We start from the raw sequence: 18692 nt of genomic DNA, 5'->3' as shown, positions 1-18692 counted from the left end.
AAGCCCTACAACCCTTTTTTATCCATCAGCACCGCCAAATCCACCAGACGGTTTGAGAAGCCCCACTCGTTGTCATACCACGACAGGATCTTCACCATATTCCCGCCAATCACCAGCGTTGAAAGCCCGTCGATAATGGATGAGCGCGGGTCGCCCTGATAATCACTGGAGACAAGCGGTTCATCGCTGTAGCCCAGGATGCCTTTCAGCGGCCCGCTACCGGCAGCCTGACGGAACGCGTCATTCACCTCTTCGGCGGTCACGTTGCGGCTCAGCGTCACCGTCAGATCGACAATCGACACCACTGGCACCGGCACGCGCAGGGAATACCCGGTGAGTTTACCGTCCAGTTCGGGGATTACTTTCCCGAGCGCTTTTGCCGCGCCGCTGGAATAAGGCACAATCGATAATGCTGCCGCACGCGCGCCGCGCAGATCTTTTTCTGGCTGGTCATGCAGCGCCTGGCTGTTGGTGTAGGCATGCGTGGTGTTCATCAGCCCGTGTTCAATGCCAAACTGCTGGTGCAGCACCTGCGCCGCTGGCGCCAGACCGTTAGTGGTGCAACTCCCGTTACTGACCACAAAATGCTGGGCCGGATCGTACAGCGTGTGGTTCACGCCCATTACCACCGTAAGATCATCATTTTTAGCCGGGGCGGAAATAATGACGCGTTTTGCGCCGCCGCTCGTGATATGCACCGCCGCTTTATCACGTTCGGTGAAGAAACCGGTGGCTTCGATTACCACCTCAACGTCAGCGTCTTTCCACGGAATGTTTGCCGGGTCGCGTTCACTGAATACGGTGATGCGTTGCCCGTCAACCTGTAGCGCGCCGTCCGCCGCTTCCACAGGTACCGGTAGCATGCCGAGCAGAGAGTCATATTTCAGCAGATGGGCGAGGGTTTTACTGTCCGTCAGATCGTTAATGGCCACAATCTGGAGATCCGGATTGCCCAGCGCCGCGCGCAGGACATTACGTCCGATACGGCCGAAACCGTTAATACCGACCTTAACCATGATGCACTCCTTATCTGTGTTGTCTGGAGTTACTGTAGGTGTCAGGTCGGTTGGCGTAAATGACAAAAAAGGATCAGATTACGCCATTCTGCGGCAGTGGAAGCGCTGGCGATATTCCCCCGGCGTGAGATGAAGCTGCTTTTCAAAAACGCGGCGCAGGTTGATGCTAGTCCCAAACCCGCTTTTTTCGGCAATGACCTCAAGCGGATACGGGGTCTGCTCCAGAAGCTGTCGTGCGGCGGCCAGGCGCGCTTCGGTGACATAACGGGCCGGAGGTACACCGACGTCACGCGTGAACACGCGGGTGAAATTGCGCGGACTCATGGCGACCCGTTCGGCCAGCCTTTCGACGCACAAATCTGCGGTGAGGTTTTGCAGGATCCAGCTTTGCAGTTCGCTAACCGGTCCGGTCGCGCCGGACTGCTCCAGATTATAGCGGCTGAACTGTAGCTGGCCGCCAGGCCGGCGCAGGTACATCACCATATCCTGCGCCACGTTGCGGGCGAGGGTGAAGCCGTAATCATCCTCCACCAGCGCCAGCGTCAGATCAAACCCGGAACTGACGCCGCCGGATGTCCAGACGGGACCATCCTGAACATAGAGCGGGCCGCCCTCAACGTTGACCGCAGGATAGCGGGTTTTCAACGTTTCCAGAAGCCGCCAGTGGGTCGTTGCCCGGCGCCCATCGAGAAGTCCGGCCTGTGCCAGCAGCAGGGCCCCGCCGCAGACAGAGGCGACGCGTCGCGCATGCGGCGCGGCCAGGTGCAGCCAGTCCACCACCGCAGTGCTTTCCTGCTCATTCATGCCACGGCCGGTGATGATAATCGTGTCCAGCGGCTCGCGCGGATCCAGCTCCGGCAGGCGATAGTCCGCCAGCAGATTTAAGCCGGACTGGCCATGGATCACCAGGTGAGGCTGGGTAGTGGCAATAATGATGCGGTAGCGGGGCTGCGCCAGACCGTCAGGGTGCAGACGGTTGGCCTGCATCAGAATGTCGGCTATACCGGCGGCTTCAAACAACATGCCACCATCAGGAACGATTATCAGGATCTTCTTCATGTCCTGAAAAGTACCTTTCTTACAATATAAGTCAAGTGGAGGACGTTGACAGTTACCGAGCACGGTTCTGGTCAACCCCGATGCCGGCAACGGCACATATTTTGATACCCACTTAACCTGTTTTTACCGCTCGCCCTGTAAGCTATGGTGCGGGAAAGCAAAGAACTCATAACAAATTTTCATCATGTTTGTAATAAATCGACGGAGTGGTGGAAAGCAAGCAATAGTGTAGTGACGGTAAAATGCCAATTGAAGTTCGCCTGTCGAAAGCAGCGTCTTTATTAATTACCTGGAAAGGGTGGGTTATATTTTGAGCAATGCCTTGGCGAGCAAGATTGTAGTCAGGCTTAATTATTTGTACGGCCCAGACGAGAGAAAATTATCTTAAGAAGGGGGAGAGCATAAAGTTAATTTGCGGCGTGAAATTAATTTTTTCACCCTTACTGTGTTTTCTTAATTTGATGGGACATGGCCCTGAGTATTGACGATTTGCTATCGATACAACAAATAATTCGTGTGAGATATATTCATATGCAACTGAAAAATTCTCCGTTCTACTAATTATGGTAGTGGCAGGAATAGTGGTATTACGTTAGTGATAATGGTTCTCTTTTGGATTTTTTTGTCTTTAAATCAGTTAATTGCATGACTTCTCTATTTTTCAGATTAATCTCAGAGTGAGGCGAATGCCTCATGAATCAGCAGTAGCGAAAAAGGAAATATTGAAAAGGTGATAAGCTCATGTAAACTTGTTTACCGTTTGTCAAAATATGTCAGGATTACGCTGGGCCTTATTCTCGAAGGCTCGTGCGGTAGCTATGCCCAAATAATAGTAACGCCCCGGAAAAACCTGACTATTTTTAACAATAGCACCTAAGTCAAATTTTATCCCCTCTCTTCATCCTCTAAATATCGCTACGGAAAAGCATATGAAACTGCGTGTATTGTTATCACTTCTGTTTGTTATGGCGGTGGCGGGCTGTAAGGCGCCGCAAAAACCAGCGATCACCGATGATACGATTGTGACCAGCCAGGTTAATGGCATCACGCTGACGCACCGTCACGCTGTTACCCCTCCGGCGGAGTTCACTCAGGTGAATGAACCGTATCGTGCTATGTACCCGGCATCCCTGATGAGCCGTCCTGACTACGGTGGAAAAGTGATCCGTACGCTTGAGACCGGAAAAACTTACGTCGTGCTTGGGCAGGTTGAACATTTCTGGATGGCGCTGGCCGATGATGGGAGTGAACAGCTGATTGGTTACGTGCCGATGCGTGCCGTGATCAAGGCCGACCAGTACGAAGCCACCGTGCGTAAACAGGCACTGCGCCCTAAAGCGCGCAAGAAAACCACCTGTGTTGATGTCGATGGCAACAGCAAAGCCTGCAAAGACAGCGCGAACGGTACCTGGATCCTGAACTAAACGGGTTTCACGAGCATATTTTTATGAATAATAAAAATTTCCATCGGATGTGGTTCCCTTTTTTTGCGTTGATTCTCGCGCTGATCGGTGGTTGTACGTCGTCTTCACACAGCGACCCCTCCCGCTACAATCTTCAGTTTCAGGCTCATCCTCAAATCAATGATTCTGCACCGCTTAAGGTCAGAGTATTGCTGCTGAAATCCGATGCGGATTTCATGTCCAGCGACTTCTACTCCTTACAGAACAACGCGTCAGCCACGCTTGGCGCGAATCTGCTGAACAGCGATGTGTTCTTCCTGATGCCGGGCCAGCTTTCGAAAACCCTGAGCGGTCAAAGCTCACCGGAAGCGCGCTATATCGGCGTAATGGCGGAATACCAGGCACTGGACGGCAAAAAATGGCGCGTCTCACTTCCTTTGCCTGTTCCCGGCGAAAACGCGATTTACCAGTTCTGGAAATGGTCCGCAGATGAACTCCAGGCCAGCGTCTTCCTTGACGTAAATGGTATCCGGGTCATCAGCCAGTAACGCCCTTCATAACAGGAAAGAGATCATCATGACGAAAGCAGAAAAGGTCGTCTGGACCGAGGGCATGTTCCTGCGTCCCCACCATTTTCAGCGGACAGAAAGTTACCTCCTCAACCACGTTCGTGAGTGGGGGGCCTTGCAGCGTTCGTATCTCTGGGGCTTTCTCGACCTTGAGCTGGATGAAGCGATGCTTCGCCAGGGCTGTATTGCCCTGAGCTACTGTAGCGGTTTGCTCCCTGACGGCACCTTTTTCCAGGTGCGCAGCGACCGCAACGGTCCGGCCCCGCTAAAAATCCCCGATAATCTTACCAATGAAAAGGTGGTGCTTGCGCTGCCGGTTCGTCGCGGTGGACGTGAAGAGGTGATTTTCAGCGAGGAGCACTCTTCTCTGGCGCGTTTTATTACGTTTGAACAAGAGGTAGAAGACGACAACGCCATGTCGGTCGGGGAAGCGACGGTTCAGTTTGGCCGCCTGCGTCTGACCCTGATGCTGGAGAAAGATCTGACGGCAGAATGGACCGCCATCGGCGTGGCGTGCGTCGCTGAAAAGCGCAACGACAACCACGTGCGGCTGGATAACAGCTACATCCCACCAATGCTAAACGCCAATAACAGCCCGCAGCTGTACGGCATGATCAATGACCTGCACGGCCTGCTGGTGCAGCGTAGCCAGCAGATCGGCGGCCGCCTGCGCCAGCCGGGGCGTTTCAATACGTCCGAGATGGTTGAGTTCACGCTTCTTTCGCTGATCAACCGCCACCTTGGCGACATCTCACATTTAAAAACGCTGCCGCTGCTTCACCCTGAAGCGCTCTGGCGAAGCTGGCTGCCGTTTGCCACGGAACTCGCCACCTGGACGCCGCAGCGTACCGCAGAGAGCGTACTGCCGGTATACGACCATGACGATCTCGCCCTTTGCTTCGGCAAAATGATGCTGATGCTGCGTCAGGGGCTGTCGCTGGTCATGGAAGATCATGCCATCCAGCTGCCGCTGCACGAACGCTCTCACGGTCTTAACATCGCCACCGTGCCGGAGACCAGCATGGTCCGCGAATTTGGCTTCGTGCTGGCGGTAAAAGCCAATGTCCCCGGCGAACACCTGCAAACCCATTTCCCTGCCCAGATGAAGGTTGCGCCAGTCTCGAAAATTCGCGATCTGGTTCAGCTCCAGCTGCCGGGCATCATGCTTCGGGCAATGCCCGTCGCGCCGCCGCAGATCCCGTGGCATGCAGGCTACAGCTATTTCGAGCTCGAGAGGGGCAGCGAACTGTGGCACGAGATGGACAAGTCTGGGGCATTCGCGCTGCATCTCGCAGGGGAATTCCCGGGTCTCGATATGGAGTTCTGGGCCATCCGTAGCCCGACAGAATAATAAAGCGAGCGCTTAATATGCAGGAACGACAGGATACCGGCAGTGATGCCCTGTTTACCGGAGCCAGTGGGAACAATCAGCTGGTGGCGGCCGCCAATCCGCTGCTCAATGCGATTCCGCAAATCCGTCATTCGGTTTCCCACGACGATCAGGTCGGGCTGCGCCAGCGCCTGATTGACGAAATTCGCCGTTTCGAGGTGCGATGCCAGCAGGCGGGCTTACCATATGAAGTGATTGTCGGCGCGCGCTACTGCCTCTGCACGGCGCTGGACGAAGCCGCCGCTCTGACCCCCTGGGGAAGCAGCGGCGTCTGGTCAAGCAATGGTCTGCTGGTGACGTTTCATAACGAAACCTGGGGTGGCGAGAAGTTTTTCCAGCTGCTGGCACGTCTTTCGCAGAATCCGCGCGAACACATTCTGCTGCTGGAGATGATCAACTACTGTCTGCTGCTCGGCTTTGAAGGCCGCTACCGCGTGCTGGACAATGGCCGGACCCAGCTTGAAACCATCAAACAGCGCCTGTGGCAGATGATCCGTGGCGTTCGCGGCAGCTACCCGCCGCCGCTCTCGCCGCACCCGGAAGATCGCCCCGTTTTGCGCAAGCTCTGGCGGCCGATGATTCCACTCTGGGCGTGCGTGGCGCTGGTCGGCTTTATCGCCTGCCTGTTCTATATCGTGCTGAACTGGCGTCTCGGTGATAACACCAGCCCGGTGCTGGCGAAAATTTACCAGTCCCAACTGCCGGAAACCACGATCCAGCAACCTGCGCGCCAGCTGCCGGCGGTACTGAACCTGCGCGGCTTCCTGAAACCGGAAATTGATGCCGGTCTGGTGGCCGTTAAGGATGAGGCGGATCGCAGCGTGGTGATCCTGAAAGGGGACGGACTCTTTGCCTCGGCCTCAACGGTGGTGCGCGATCGCTATGAGCCGGTCATCGACCGCATCGCCCAGGCGATGAATAACGTCAGCGGCAAAATTCTGGTGGTGGGGTACAGCGACAACGTGCCGATCCGCAGCGCACGCTTCGCCTCCAACTATGAACTCTCGCTTGAGCGCGCCCGTTCGGTGCAAAAACAGCTCCAGGGTAGCCTCTCGCAGCCTGAGCGCGTCAAAGCCGAAGGGCGGGGCGAGATCAACCCGGTAGCGCCTAACACGACGCCTGAAAATCGCGCCCGTAACCGCCGCGTGGAGATTACGCTGCTGGTATCGCCTGACAATACCCAGGCCGAGCTGAACGGATTGCCGCAAGGAAACTAAGGATGCTGACTACTCTACTTTCTATACTGACCAATCGCATTCTGTGGAGCTTCCTGGGCGTAACGGCACTCGCGGCGGTCATCTGGATGATTGGCCCGCTGTTGTCCATCGTGGACACCCGGCCCCTTGAATCAGAGCAGAACCGCGTCATCAGCATTGCGGTGGTCTACCTGATTTGGGCCCAGAGCCACATTCTGCCGCGGCTGTATAACGCCTGGCTGAACCGTAAGCTGATGGACAAGCTTAACGAAAATACCACCAGCCCGGAGGCGGCCGATCCGCAGAAACGTCTGAACAGCGAGGAGCAGATCCTTGCCGGGCGTTTCGATGAAGCCGCCCAGATGCTGAAAAAAGCCCACTTCAGCAAAGCGGGACATTGCGCGCAGTGGACGCAGCGCTTCAGTACGCAGTACCTCTATCAGCTGCCGTGGTACGTCATTATTGGCGCGCCGGGTTCAGGTAAAACCACCGCGCTGGCCAACTCCGGGCTGCAATTCCCGCTGGCGGACCGCTTCGGTAAAACCGCGCTGCGCGGCATTGGCGGCACGCGCAACTGTGACTGGTGGTTTACCAACGAGGCGGTTCTGCTGGATACCGCGGGGCGCTACACCACTCAGGAGAGCGAGCAGGTTCAGGACGCCGGGGAGTGGCTGGAATTTATCAACCTGCTGCGTAAATACCGCCGTCGCCAGCCCATCAACGGCGTGATTATCACCATCAGCATTTCCGACCTGCTTTCGCAGTCCGCTGAGGCCTCCCGCCAGCAGGCGGTCAACCTGCGCCAGCGTCTCTCCGAGCTGCATGAACAGCTGGGTATTCGCTTCCCGGTGTATGTGATGGTGACCAAAGCGGATCTGCTTAAAGGCTTCCGCGCCTGGTTTGCGGATTACGACAAAGCCCAGCGCGATCAGATCTGGGGCTTTACGCTGCCGTGGGAGCAGACCAAACACGCCGATTACGACCTGATGGGCAACTTCCAGCAGGAATTTTCCCTGCTGCAACAGCGTCTGGATGCTGGCCTTCCGGAAACCATGCTCAAAGAGCATGACGCCAAAACCCGTGCGGAAGCCTATCTCTTCCCGCAGGAGTTCGCCGCGCTGCGTCCGCTGCTGGCAGACTACCTGAGCACGGTCTTTGCCCGCTCAAACTTCGAAACCGAATTTTCGCCGCGCGGCATCTACTTCGCCAGCGGCACCCAGGAAGGGATGCCGTTTGACCGCGTGATGGGCGAGCTGAACCGCGCGCTCTCCTTACCTGAAGGGGAGGAAAGCACGCGCTGGGATTCGGTGAGCAAAGAGGCGCCGATCCCGGGCGCGAAGGGTCAAAGCTTCTTCATTAAGAACCTGCTGCAAAACGTGATTTTCCAGGAAGCGGGCATCGCCGGGGAAAACCGCTGGTGGGAGCTTCGCAACCGCGCCGTGATGTGGTCCGGCTACGCGGCGCTGCTGGCCCTGCTGGTGATCCTGGGTGGCCTGTGGCTGACCAGCTACGCCAAAAATAAAGCCTATCTGGAAGAAGTGGACGCAAAAGTGCCGATGCTGGAGCAGCAGAGCAAGGCGCTGCAAAACCAGCCCCAGCGCGATCTGTTTGCGCTTCTGCCGCTGCTTAACAGCCTGGTGGATCTGCCGAAAAGCGATGCCTTCGACGTTAACGACCCGCCGGTATCCCGCCGCATGGGGCTTTATCGCGGGGATGACGTCAGCGATGCCTCGCAGTCTCTGTATCAGAAGGCGCTGGATCAGATGCTGCTGCCTGCCGTGGCGATGCACATTACCACCTGGCTGCGCAACGACAACGGCAGCGACGTGGAATACAGCTATGAGGCGCTGAAAGCCTATCAGATGCTCTACCAGCCGAAGCACTATGACGGCAAATTCCTGCACTCGTGGGTAATGCTCAACCTGCAACGCAACCTGCCGCAGAACGTGACGCAGGCGCAGCTTCAGGAGCTGGAATGGCACCTGACCCAGTTGCTGGAGCCAAAAATTCAGGCTTCACCGTATGCGCAGGATGAGGATCTGGTGGCACGTGAAAGGGCGCTTATCAACCAGCAGCCGCTCTCAACACGCGTATATGGCCGCCTGAAACGTCTGCTGGAGCATGATGAAAACCTGAAGCCGGTTTCGCTTTCTGATCTCGGCGGCCCGCAGAGCGAGCTGGTGTTTTCGCGCAAAAGCGGCAAGCCGGTGAGTGAGGGCGTACCGGGCCTCTACACGCCGGACGGCTACTGGAAAAGCTTCAACGACCAGATCGACAGCGTGACCACTGCCCTGCACGAGGACGATGCCTGGGTACTGGGAGCGACCACTGCCCAGGAAGATAAACAGCAGATCGACAACGCCGTGCGTCAGCTCTACATGCGCGACTTTATCGTTAACTGGGATCGCTTTCTCGCTGACATTCAGCTCAACAACAGCGCCGATCTTTCCCAGCGTATCAACACCGCGCGCCTGCTTTCAGGCACCAATTCGCCGCTGCGCCGTCTGGTACTTAACCTGAGCAAGGTGCTGACCCTGTCGCGCACTGCGCCTGCGCCGGAAGATGCGCAGAAAGCGGAAGACCAAAGCAACCGCGCCACCCGCACGCTGGAAGCGCTGTTCAGCAACGGTGACAATGCCCCGACGCAGGGCGCGGTTGTGACGCAGGCGCCTGAGCAACTGGTGACCGACCACTATGCGCCGATGATTGAGCTGGCGCAGCCGCTGGAGAAGGGCGGCAAGACCATCGTCTTTGATGATTTTCTTAAGCAGGTTGACGAGCTTTATCGCTACCTGACCGCCGTTCAGGATGCAGCCAACAGCGGTATGCCCGCGCCGGGCGGCGATGCAATTAGCCGCCTGCAAGCCAGCGCGGGACGTCTGCCGGGCGGGCTGCAAACCATGTTCAGCAATATGGCCGTCGGCGCCAGCAGCGACACTCAGCGTCGCGATCTGGAGAACGTGCGTAAGCGCATTAACGTGGAAGTGGGTGGGTTCTGCCGTCAGGCGATTGCCGGGCGTTATCCGCTGGTGCGCAGCGCCAGCACCGAGGTGACGCCGGACGATCTCGCCCGCATGTTCGCGCCGGGCACCGGACTGATGGACACCTTTTTCCGCGACAACCTGACCAACAAGGTGGACACCACCCAGGCGAACTGGCGCTTTATGCCGGGCATCGACGGTAAAACGCTGCCGGGCAGTGAAGGGCTGCTGCGTCCGTTCCAGCAGGCGCAGTCTGTCCGCGATGCCTTCTTCGCAAACGGCGCGACCACGCCATCCTTCAAGGTGACGGTGCGCACCGTGCGTATGGACAATACCATTCTGAACCTGACGCTGGACGTGGACGGCCAACTGCTGCGCTACAGCCACGGTCCGCAGGCGGTGCAGATCATGACCTGGCCGGGGCCGGGCGGGACGAACCAGGTGCGTATGCAGCTCGGTCTGGCCAATGGCAGCACCGCAACGCTGGTGACTAACGGTTCCTGGGCGCTGAACCGCTTTTTCGACAAGGCGCGCACCAGCCCTGGCGCGGGTAGCCTGAGCCGTCAGGCCACCTTCAACGTCGACGGACATCAGGTCACGCTGGAGTTTGCCCCGAACAGCATCCGTAACCCGTTCCAGCTTCCCCGTTTCTCATGCCCATAACCGCAAGGACAGCCGTATGACGAATACCCCTGCGATGAACCGTTATAGCTGGTATGGCAAATTACCCAGCGCCGGAGATTTTTTGCAGCGTCGCTTTCCGGATACCCTGCAACGCCAGTGGTCGCACTGGTTTCAGGTCGGCCTGCTGGCCTGGCAACAGGAAGAGCAGCGCAGCGGTGAGCGCCCGTTTTCTAAAGCCCCGGTGTGGAACTTTGTCGTCCCGCCGATGCTTGGTAGCCAGATGATTCAGATGGGCTGCCTGCTACCGGGCCGTGACAGCGTAGGCCGTCACTATCCGGTATGCCTGCAACTGAGCTTCACCCCGGCCGAGTGGTCATCCCGTCTGCTCGGGCAGGCTGAAAGCTGGTACCAGCAGCTTGGCCGTCTGGGGCTGCACGCGGTGCGTAACAGCTATTCTGCCTCCCAGCTGGATGAAATGCTGATGACCATCCCGGCGCCCCAGCCGGTTGAGCCGCAAAAGCGTTCCGACATTCTCGACGTGATTGGCTATGACGACGAGGGTCAGAGCACGCTGGGCTGGCCGCAGGCGGCGGAGTGTTTTGATCCGCTGCGCCAGACCAGCTACTGGTGGACAAACCGCTGCGACGGCTATCCGCTTTACACCCACGTCCACAGCGGAAACTTCACCGGGCAGCTCTTTACGCTGCTGTTCGATCCGGCAGGCGGCGCCCGTCCGGGCCGCCACGGTCTTTACCCGCCTATGTTTGAATAAGCAGGGATCTTATGAATATCGATGAATTTCTCGCGCCGATAAGCCCCGATAACCCCTGCGGTGAAAACCTGGAGTACGACGCTGATTTCCAGGCCATGGGGCAGGCCAGTCAGGGCAAAGCCGAACAGCAGTTTGGCGACACCATCATTCCGGCAGAGCCTGCCGACTGGAACACGGTGGAAAAACTCGCCACCAGCCTGCTGGGCCGCACCAAAGATCTTCGCGTCATGCTGGCGTTAACCCATGCCTGGACGCGTCGTCGCGGGCTGGCAGGTTACGCCGACGGGCTACTGCTGGTGCAGGAAGCCCTGTCCCGTTACTGGGAGCAACTTTACCCGCTGCTGGAAGAGTATGGCGAAACCGATCCGTTCTACCGCATTAACGCCCTCGCCGGGCTGAGCGATAAATCTGACCTGACGGTCGCGGTGCGTAACGCCTCACTGCTCCGCTCTAACGGCGATGAGATTTCGCTCCGTGACGCCCAGGCGCTGCTTGATGGCAGTAAAACAGAGTGTCCGGATTATCCGGGCGGTCGTCCACGACTGATCGATGAGCTGGCCCGGGGCGATCAGCCAGGCACCGAAGCGGTAATCGTGATCAACGAACGCCTGCTCGCCATCCGTGAACTGCTTACCGGCTATCTCGGGGAAAGTGGCGTACCGGAGATGGAACAGCTGCTGAAAACCGTCGGGCAAGTTTCGAGCGCCTGTCAGGTGACCGATATCAGCAAGTTGCTGCCGAACCGTGACGCGCAGGCTGAGCAGCACGCCGAGCCGCAGCCGGTGACCGCGTCGCCCGTTCAGCAGGTGACGGACTGGCGCAGCGTGCAGGTGACCAGCCGCGCCGACGCGCAGCTGATGCTGGAAAAAGCGAAACAGTATTTTGCGAAGTACGAACCCAGCCACCCCGCACCGCTGATGATTGAACGGGTGCAGCGGCTGTCTGAACTCAACTTTATGGACATTATTCGCGACCTGGCGCCAGACGGCGTTAACCAACTGGAAAACATCTTTGGACGCCGCGAATGACGCGTCCTGGCATTATGACGACAGGCATGGAGTCTGCCGTTTCACCTTCACCGCGCATCTTTGATGGAGAACATCATGGCAATGAGTAACAGTGGACAGAAATTCATCGCACGCAACCGTGCTCCCCGCGTGCAGATCGAATACGACGTAGAGATCTACGGCGCAGAACGCAAAATTCAGCTGCCGTTTGTGATGGGCGTTATGGCCGATCTGGTTGGCAAGCCGGTGGAAAACCTGCCAGCCGTCGACGAGCGTAAGTTCCTTGAAATCGACATCGACAACTTCGACGAACGCATGAAGGCGCTGAAGCCGCGCGTGGCGTTCCAGGTGGATAACACCCTGACCGGCGAAGGTAAGCTCAACGTCGATCTGACCTTTGACAGTATGGACGACTTCCTGCCGGACGCGGTAGCCCGCAAAGTAGAGCCGCTGAACAAGCTGCTGGAAGCGCGCACCCAGCTCTCTAACCTGCTGACCTACATGGATGGCAAAAACGGCGCGGAAGAGCTGATTGCAAAAATCCTTCAGGATCCGACGCTGCTCAAATCCCTGAGCCAGATGCCAAAAAATGACGAAAGTGCAAAAGGTAGCGAGGAATAATCGATGAGCAACCAGACCCAACAACACGATCAGCAGGCGGGCCAGGCCTTCAGCCAGGACGAGTTCAGCGCGCTGCTGAATAAAGAGTTCCGCCCGAAAACCGATCAGGCGCGCTCTGCCGTAGAAAGCGCGGTAAAAACCCTGGCGCAGCAGGCGCTGGAAAACACCGTGACCTTTTCAAACGATACCTACCGCACCATTCAGAACCTGATTGCCGGTATTGACGAGCAGCTTTCACAGCAGGTGAACCAGATCATTCACCACGAGGAGTTCCAGAAGCTGGAGAGCGCCTGGCGCGGGCTGAGCTATCTGGTGAACAACACCGAAACCGACGAGATGCTGAAGATCCGCTTTATGAGCATCTCCAAGCAGGAGCTGGGCCGCACCCTGAAGCGCTACAAGGGCGTGGGCTGGGACCAGAGCCCGATCTTCAAGAAAATCTACGAGCAGGAGTACGGCCAGTTCGGTGGCGAGCCGTTTGGCTGCATCGTAGGCGACTACTACTTCGACCACAGCCCGCAGGACGTTGAGCTGCTGGGCGAGATGGCGCGCATCGGCTCTGCGGCCCACTGTCCGTTCATTACCGGCACCGCGCCGGGCGTGATGCAGATGGAGTCCTGGCAGGAGCTGGCTAACCCGCGCGACCTGACAAAAATCTTTCAGAACACCGAATACGCCGCCTGGCGTTCACTGCGTGAATCGGAAGATGCCCGTTATCTGGGCCTGGTCATGCCGCGCTTCCTGTCGCGTCTGCCGTACGGCATTCGCACCAATCCGGTCGACAGCTTTGACTTTGAAGAGCAGACCGACGGCGCGAACCACAACAGCTACTCCTGGGCGAACGCGGCTTACGCGATGGCCGCCAACATCAACCGTTCCTTCAAAGAGTACGGCTGGTGCACCTCGATTCGCGGCGTGGAGTCCGGCGGGGCGGTGGAAAACCTGCCGTGCCACACCTTCCCGAGCGATGACGGCGGCGTGGACATGAAATGCCCGACCGAGATCGCCATCAGCGATCGTCGTGAAGCCGAGCTGGCGAAAAACGGCTTTATGCCGCTGGTTCACCGCAAAAACTCCGACTTCGCCGCCTTCATCGGCGCGCAGTCCCTGCAAAAACCGGCCGAGTATCACGACCCGGATGCCACCGCTAACGCGCGTCTGGCCTCCCGTCTGCCTTACCTGTTCGCCTGCTGTCGTTTTGCTCACTACCTGAAGTGCATCGTGCGCGACAAAATCGGCTCCTTCCGCGAGCGCGAAGAGATGGAACGCTGGCTGAACGACTGGGTGATGAATTACGTGGACGGCGACCCGGCTAACTCCTCCCAGGAAACTAAGTCCCGCAAACCGCTGGCGGCTGCGGAAGTGCAGGTGCAGGAAATTGAAGACAACCCGGGCTACTACGCCGCGAAGTTCTTCCTGCGTCCACACTACCAGCTGGAAGGCCTGACCGTTTCCCTGCGTCTGGTATCTAAACTGCCGTCGCTGAAGACGAAGGACGCGTAATGATGATTGCCGGCCCGAAGGGGCCGGCAATTTGAGCGGAAGAGCTTAGCTTGTTTCTGTCAGTGAATAAGGATAGACGGTGAAACATATACTTTTGATCGCGACCAGTTTGCTGGCAGTTTCTACTCTCGCAGGCGCGGAGGCAGGAAATTACAAATACCCTCAAGCGGAAGCATTGCCTCAGGATGACACATCAAACTTCCAACGCGATCCGACGCTGTTAACAGGGTACGATTTAAATCTGAGTGCAGAGCGTTTTGCTAAAGCCTGGCTGTCGAAAACGAATGAACGTGAACGCATTAAGGCAAATATGTATCTTCTCGGCGTAGTCGACGCGTCTGAGGGCACTGCATGGTGCAAGGGCAGGCCTTTTTTGCCAAATACAATACATGAGTTTCTCTATTCTCGTTTTGCGGACTTATCGAAACAGCAAGGCGAGGAACGCGCTTCAAAAATCATCATTGACGGCATGAAAGAATTACGCCCGTGCAAAAAAGGAGAGTGACAAATGAGACCATTATACGAACAACTTAAACGTCAGCATTACTCTTCAAATCACACACGCGCGGGTTTTGCCTCGGGTGAACAGGTTTTTTCAGAAATTGGCTACGATTATTCGACGATTATCAAGCAACAACCGGCATACGAAAATACCTGTGCGGTAAGAATGAGCCTGGCATTGTTAAAATGCAATGTTGAATTTACAGGGCGTTTACCCATAAAGACCGGTCCCTATAAGGGAAAAACAATCGAGCCTGGAGCAAAATTACTTGCCGATCAGCTTTATAAATCCCATGTGTTTGGCAAGGCAGAAATCTTTAAAGACCGCGAGGCTGGTGCACGCTCAATGTTGGGCCGAAAAGGTGTTGTTTTCTTCAATAAAATTGATGGGTATGGGGGTGGTCATATCGACCTTATCGAGCCTCTGAGTAATAATTCGTTTATATGTAACTCCGATTGCTTTCCGTACTGTCAGGAAATCTGGTTTTGGGAATTAAAATAATTATATTCAGGTTTCTAAAGACCGCATTTCTTTTGCTCACTTGCTTATCTTTTTCTGCTCGCGGTGACAACCCTTACGTTGATTTTTATCAGCAGCAAACATACCGGCAGGTGGTAAAAGATTTGGTCCTGGCGCGCTGCCTTGCGCAGGTTGCAGGTAAAGGTAGTCAATTTTCTGCTGATGCGGCCCGCAGTGCGAGTGCATTTATTGAGTGGATGCCGTTTGATGCTGAAAACGGTACTGACAAAGTTAACGCCATTATTGGGAAGTATAAAAACCAAATTAATGGTTTCCACTCGGAGCGCAAACCTGATGTAAAAGGCGTAACCTTAAATTGTCTACGTCTTTATCATAGCGACGAACTGAATAAACTGGTTCCGCAGTTCATCATTGGCGATCCTGATCGTACCTGGATTCAGGATAATCCGCAGTAGTAAAAGACTTAACATTCTTTCCGTTCATTCAGGGGGAATGTAAGACTGTCAAATGACACGGGTCGTTTGATATGAGGCAGAGGTAAAATATGGACGGTTTTATTCAGCCCCATGCTTTCCTGTTTGCCATATAAGGGCTTTTTCGAAAGCAATATTGTTCATCCACGAAGAGTAGATATTATGGCTATTGATATGTTTCTGAAGGTCGAGGGTGTTACGGGCGAATCTAAAGATTCTAACCACACCGGCTGGACTGATATTACCTCCTTCTCCTGGGGCGCGTCCCAGCCGGGTAATATGAGCGTTGGCGGCGGCGGCGGTGCCGGTAAAGTTAACTTTAACGATCTGCACGTTAACGCTCTGATCGACAAATCCACTACAGCAATCCTGAAACACTGCGCAAGCGGTAAACACCTGACCAAAGTTGAACTGTCCGTCTGCAAAGCGGGTGGTCAGCAGGTTGAATACACCCGCATCACCCTGGAAGACGTTCTCGTGACTTCTGTTCAGTACACCGGTGCAGACAACGGCGATACCGTTGGCGTGACCTATGCATTCCAGGCTGCGAAAGTGAAACAGCAGTACTGGGAGCAGACCACTGCCGGTGGTAAAGGTGCTGAAAGCAGCGCTGGCTGGAACATTAAAGAAAACAAAGAAGCGTAATTGTTCATCCATGACCGGGGAACCTCCCCGGTCATGATGATTGATTCCAAATATGTTGCAGGTGAATGATGATTAGAGAGTTAAACGTAATATCAATCGCATTAGCCTATAGTGCTTGCATTTCACCACCTGCACAGTATTAGAAACTTTCTGTTACGTTAAAAAAACAAAATCCCTTGTTTTGATATCAGGCTGGATTCAAATTTTATTGGGCCTGTATCAGTTTACGCACCATCTGTAATGAAACGCGTTGGTAATCAATGGAAAACTATTAATTCTCATGACCAACTTCCAGCAATGCATATCTTGATTACAGAGGAGTGTATTCGTCTGAATGAGGTTGACTGGCGCAAAAGTGAGTATGATGTTGTATTGAAGATTGTCAATGAAAAAACTGCTATTCGATATGCTGCACGGTTAATATTAAAGAAAGGTATAAGTTGCGAGTTACTTTTAACGGCAAGTGAATGATATAATTTTCAAACCTCGGTGTTTCGAGAGTGCATCGGCGTTTGAATGTTTATTTAATTATAAAATAATTAAACAATTCACCACTGCAAACTCTGGACAACTATGTGTGTTGATTAAAGGGTTTAAATATGACACATCGTTCAACCGTTAGCCCGGGCTACTGTGTGGTCCAACATCCTGGAACTTTAGATTATCAAGCTCGATTATTGTTTAATAATGTCAATAGCGAAGCCGCTAGATACTTTATGCAAATAAACAATGACACACCTTGGTTGAAACCAGGGCAGTTACTCATCGTGGCTGACCCAGACAACACGAATCAGTCATCGCAACTGAGTATTCTTTCCAGGGCAAAACAGAAAATTAACCATGCGCTGGCATCATTAAACACATCGGTTGCAGAGTATCTCCACGCTAATTATGACAATATTTCCGCATTGACTTCTTTAGGTGATAAACTAGCTGGGAATGCTGGTGATTTAGGTGAGAAATATTTCAGGCAAATTGAAAATATACTCATTAAAATTGAGAAGACTTATCAGAATCAGTTTATATCCCAAGGTTCTTTAATTGGTCAGCAGTTTTATATGGAAAGAAGGGCGTTATTCTCTCAGCTAAAACCTTTATTAAATAACGTAAGCAAGCTAACACTTAAGATTCAAACCTACGAAAATATTAAAAAAGCATTGAACTTATCAAGCCGCTCTATCGTCCATGAATGGAGTACGGTTGGTATCGGCGCGATCCCTGGATATTCAGATTATATTGTACGCTCTTCTCGCGCGGCTAGTATTATGAAAGCAGGGGGCTGGATCTCACTAGGTTTCTCTTTTTTGAATACTTCTAATGATGTTTATAAAGCCTGTACTGTCGATCGTGAAGATGAATGTGGAAAAGTTGCTGTTACTGAATATAGTAAGTTTGGTGGAGGTACGCTTGGTGCTGCGGGAGGAGCCTGGGCTGCGTCTTTAGGTACTGGCGCTCTTTGCGGTGCAATGGGAATACCTACGATGGGTACTGGTGCCCTTGTGTGTGGAATTGTTGTAGGACTAGGCGCTACTTCTGCGGGAGCCTGGATGGGTACTAAAGGAGGGGCTGAATTGGGTGAAGGGATTAGTAACTTGATTTTTTCTGGGGACGAATAAATGTATGGAGATTTGCGTTTAATATTGCTTTTATTGGTTTTTTTAGGACTGTTTGCTTCTTTGTGTTTTTATTTTTATTTTTATCGTAAATATTCCCTGGAGCTATCAAAATCATTTCATATTTTGAGTGATAAGCAATATTTAGAAGTAAACGATTATCTTTTTTATGAACAACTTGGTCTTCCCGGATTTGCGCATCGTGTGTTCCTTATGAAAAGGATTTTGGCTGGAAAAGCCACAAAGCAAAATAGCAAAAAAAATCTCCCTCCGGAGGCAGAGGCATTAGTATCATCGATATACGATTTCTCATGGATAAAAATGTTTTACAGGATGACACTTTTTGTTGTCTTTTTGATGCTTCTATTGTTCTTATTGATTGCTACAGGACCCTAAAAGCATGTCATCTTTATGCCTGGCAAATATAACGTTATTGTTTCTTGTGCTTTTATTTATTAACGTTGTAATCATGGATGTTTACAGTTCTCGGTTTTTTAAAAAACACGAGTCAGATTATAAGTGGCTTCTCTCTGAATATCGCCAAAAAGGCTACGATCTCGATCTGGTGACAAATTACGCATCTTTTTTTGGCTCGCTGGCGAACTATCAAAAAATAATCTGGTTTGTTCGTCTTCGCAAAGGCGTGAAGATGAAATTTACCAAAGACAGAAATGTTCAGGATGATGCCTATAAATTCGTTCAGGCTTTACCGGAAGAGAGAATCGGCTGGATATTAAAACTGCATCGACGCTATAAAGTTCAGGCCTTACTTTTTACGCTATGGCTGCTTATCGGCATTATTTTCCTGAATGTAGTCAAATAGCTTTAATCAGCCCTT

19 protein-coding genes are annotated in these 18692 nt (G+C 53.9%); 17 read left to right on the top strand and 2 right to left on the bottom strand.

Annotated elements, in window-relative coordinates; all coding sequences use genetic code 11:
- Nucleotides 1–5: 5 nt before the first annotated feature.
- Nucleotides 6–1016, bottom strand: coding sequence for a type I glyceraldehyde-3-phosphate dehydrogenase (gap, locus tag ACQG03_RS12695; protein ID WP_023300338.1), 1011 nt, complete (start codon nt 1014–1016; stop codon nt 6–8).
- Nucleotides 1017–1094: 78 nt separating this feature from the next.
- Nucleotides 1095–2075 (bottom strand): GlxA family transcriptional regulator, encoded by a 981-nt coding sequence (locus tag ACQG03_RS12690; protein ID WP_023300337.1) that lies wholly within the window; start codon nt 2073–2075, stop codon nt 1095–1097.
- A 929-nt stretch (nt 2076–3004) separates the two neighbouring features.
- On the opposite strand from ACQG03_RS12690, the gene ACQG03_RS12685 reads away from it, so the two are divergent.
- The 17 genes from ACQG03_RS12685 (at nt 3005) to ACQG03_RS12605 (ending at nt 18677) form a co-directional block, all read left to right on the top strand.
- The gene (locus ACQG03_RS12685) at nt 3005–3499 is read left to right on the top strand and encodes a hypothetical protein (RefSeq protein WP_023300336.1); all 495 of its coding nucleotides are present in this window, start codon (nt 3005–3007) and stop codon (nt 3497–3499) included.
- Nucleotides 3500–3522: 23 nt separating this feature from the next.
- Entirely contained in the window at nt 3523–4026 is a 504-nt protein-coding gene (tssJ, locus tag ACQG03_RS12680; RefSeq protein WP_022648418.1) for a type VI secretion system lipoprotein TssJ, read from the top strand.
- Nucleotides 4027–4054: 28 nt separating this feature from the next.
- The gene (tssK, locus tag ACQG03_RS12675; RefSeq protein ID WP_023300335.1) at nt 4055–5398 is read left to right on the top strand and encodes a type VI secretion system baseplate subunit TssK; all 1344 of its coding nucleotides are present in this window, start codon (nt 4055–4057) and stop codon (nt 5396–5398) included.
- A 17-nt stretch (nt 5399–5415) separates the two neighbouring features.
- A complete protein-coding gene (locus ACQG03_RS12670) occupies nt 5416–6654 on the top strand; it encodes a DotU family type VI secretion system protein (protein ID WP_023300334.1) in 1239 nt (412 codons plus the stop codon).
- A 2-nt stretch (nt 6655–6656) separates the two neighbouring features.
- Nucleotides 6657–10277: a type VI secretion system membrane subunit TssM gene (gene tssM / locus ACQG03_RS12665; RefSeq protein ID WP_063162951.1), complete on the top strand. Its 3621-nt coding sequence runs from the start codon at nt 6657–6659 to the stop codon at nt 10275–10277.
- Nucleotides 10278–10293: 16 nt separating this feature from the next.
- Nucleotides 10294–11010, top strand: a complete 717-nt coding sequence (gene tagF / locus ACQG03_RS12660; protein WP_006810959.1) for a type VI secretion system-associated protein TagF — start codon at nt 10294–10296, stop codon at nt 11008–11010.
- Nucleotides 11011–11021: 11 nt separating this feature from the next.
- Nucleotides 11022–12038, top strand: coding sequence for a type VI secretion system protein TssA (gene tssA / locus ACQG03_RS12655; protein ID WP_063162952.1), 1017 nt, complete (start codon nt 11022–11024; stop codon nt 12036–12038).
- Between the two features lie 75 nt (nt 12039–12113).
- Nucleotides 12114–12638, top strand: a complete 525-nt coding sequence (tssB, locus tag ACQG03_RS12650; protein WP_022648413.1) for a type VI secretion system contractile sheath small subunit — start codon at nt 12114–12116, stop codon at nt 12636–12638.
- Nucleotides 12639–12641: 3 nt separating this feature from the next.
- Nucleotides 12642–14141 (top strand): type VI secretion system contractile sheath large subunit, encoded by a 1500-nt coding sequence (gene tssC / locus ACQG03_RS12645; RefSeq protein ID WP_006810956.1) that lies wholly within the window; start codon nt 12642–12644, stop codon nt 14139–14141.
- Between the two features lie 79 nt (nt 14142–14220).
- Nucleotides 14221–14646, top strand: coding sequence for a Rap1a/Tai family immunity protein (locus ACQG03_RS12640; RefSeq protein ID WP_074148338.1), 426 nt, complete (start codon nt 14221–14223; stop codon nt 14644–14646).
- Between the two features lie 3 nt (nt 14647–14649).
- Nucleotides 14650–15144 (top strand): T6SS effector amidase Tae4 family protein, encoded by a 495-nt coding sequence (locus ACQG03_RS12635; protein WP_022648411.1) that lies wholly within the window; start codon nt 14650–14652, stop codon nt 15142–15144.
- Nucleotides 15129–15578, top strand: a complete 450-nt coding sequence (locus ACQG03_RS12630) for a T6SS amidase immunity protein Tai4 family protein (protein WP_063162953.1) — start codon at nt 15129–15131, stop codon at nt 15576–15578. Before ACQG03_RS12635 ends, ACQG03_RS12630 begins: the two co-directional genes overlap by 16 nt.
- 180 nt (nt 15579–15758) lie before the next feature.
- Nucleotides 15759–16241 carry an Hcp family type VI secretion system effector gene (locus ACQG03_RS12625; RefSeq protein ID WP_014884229.1) on the top strand — a complete coding sequence of 161 codons (483 nt, stop codon included), beginning with the start codon at nt 15759–15761 and terminating at the stop codon, nt 16239–16241.
- Nucleotides 16242–16481: 240 nt separating this feature from the next.
- Nucleotides 16482–16712 (top strand): hypothetical protein, encoded by a 231-nt coding sequence (locus tag ACQG03_RS12620; protein WP_123906481.1) that lies wholly within the window; start codon nt 16482–16484, stop codon nt 16710–16712.
- Between the two features lie 128 nt (nt 16713–16840).
- Nucleotides 16841–17857, top strand: coding sequence for a hypothetical protein (locus tag ACQG03_RS12615; protein WP_023306455.1), 1017 nt, complete (start codon nt 16841–16843; stop codon nt 17855–17857).
- Nucleotides 17858–18250 (top strand): hypothetical protein, encoded by a 393-nt coding sequence (locus ACQG03_RS12610; protein ID WP_058677560.1) that lies wholly within the window; start codon nt 17858–17860, stop codon nt 18248–18250.
- Between the two features lie 4 nt (nt 18251–18254).
- On the top strand, nt 18255–18677 hold the full coding sequence (locus tag ACQG03_RS12605; protein ID WP_063147831.1) for a hypothetical protein: 423 nt from the start codon (nt 18255–18257) through the stop codon (nt 18675–18677).
- Nucleotides 18678–18692: the final 15 nt, after the last annotated feature.

The organism is Enterobacter cloacae complex sp. 342H5 (assembly GCF_050030905.1).
In the GTDB taxonomy this organism is placed as follows: Bacteria; Pseudomonadota; Gammaproteobacteria; order Enterobacterales; family Enterobacteriaceae; genus Enterobacter; species Enterobacter intestinihominis.
The sequence above is the reverse complement of the archived record's forward strand: the minus strand, read 5'-3'. Positions and strand labels throughout refer to the sequence as shown.

Coding starts and splice junctions, on each gene's coding strand:
- tssK (WP_023300335.1), top strand. CDS start 4,055: ATGACGAAAGCAGAAAAGGTCGTCTGGACCGAGGGCATGTTCCTGCGT.
- ACQG03_RS12670 (WP_023300334.1), top strand. CDS start 5,416: ATGCAGGAACGACAGGATACCGGCAGTGATGCCCTGTTTACCGGAGCC.
- ACQG03_RS12685 (WP_023300336.1), top strand. CDS start 3,005: ATGAAACTGCGTGTATTGTTATCACTTCTGTTTGTTATGGCGGTGGCG.
- tssJ (WP_022648418.1), top strand. CDS start 3,523: ATGAATAATAAAAATTTCCATCGGATGTGGTTCCCTTTTTTTGCGTTG.
- tagF (WP_006810959.1), top strand. CDS start 10,294: ATGACGAATACCCCTGCGATGAACCGTTATAGCTGGTATGGCAAATTA.
- ACQG03_RS12620 (WP_123906481.1), top strand. CDS start 16,482: ATGAAACGCGTTGGTAATCAATGGAAAACTATTAATTCTCATGACCAA.
- ACQG03_RS12625 (WP_014884229.1), top strand. CDS start 15,759: ATGGCTATTGATATGTTTCTGAAGGTCGAGGGTGTTACGGGCGAATCT.
- ACQG03_RS12615 (WP_023306455.1), top strand. CDS start 16,841: ATGACACATCGTTCAACCGTTAGCCCGGGCTACTGTGTGGTCCAACAT.
- ACQG03_RS12635 (WP_022648411.1), top strand. CDS start 14,650: ATGAGACCATTATACGAACAACTTAAACGTCAGCATTACTCTTCAAAT.
- tssC (WP_006810956.1), top strand. CDS start 12,642: ATGAGCAACCAGACCCAACAACACGATCAGCAGGCGGGCCAGGCCTTC.
- gap (WP_023300338.1), bottom strand. CDS start 1,016: ATGGTTAAGGTCGGTATTAACGGTTTCGGCCGTATCGGACGTAATGTC.
- ACQG03_RS12610 (WP_058677560.1), top strand. CDS start 17,858: ATGTATGGAGATTTGCGTTTAATATTGCTTTTATTGGTTTTTTTAGGA.
- tssA (WP_063162952.1), top strand. CDS start 11,022: ATGAATATCGATGAATTTCTCGCGCCGATAAGCCCCGATAACCCCTGC.
- ACQG03_RS12690 (WP_023300337.1), bottom strand. CDS start 2,075: ATGAAGAAGATCCTGATAATCGTTCCTGATGGTGGCATGTTGTTTGAA.
- tssB (WP_022648413.1), top strand. CDS start 12,114: ATGGCAATGAGTAACAGTGGACAGAAATTCATCGCACGCAACCGTGCT.
- tssM (WP_063162951.1), top strand. CDS start 6,657: ATGCTGACTACTCTACTTTCTATACTGACCAATCGCATTCTGTGGAGC.
- ACQG03_RS12605 (WP_063147831.1), top strand. CDS start 18,255: ATGTCATCTTTATGCCTGGCAAATATAACGTTATTGTTTCTTGTGCTT.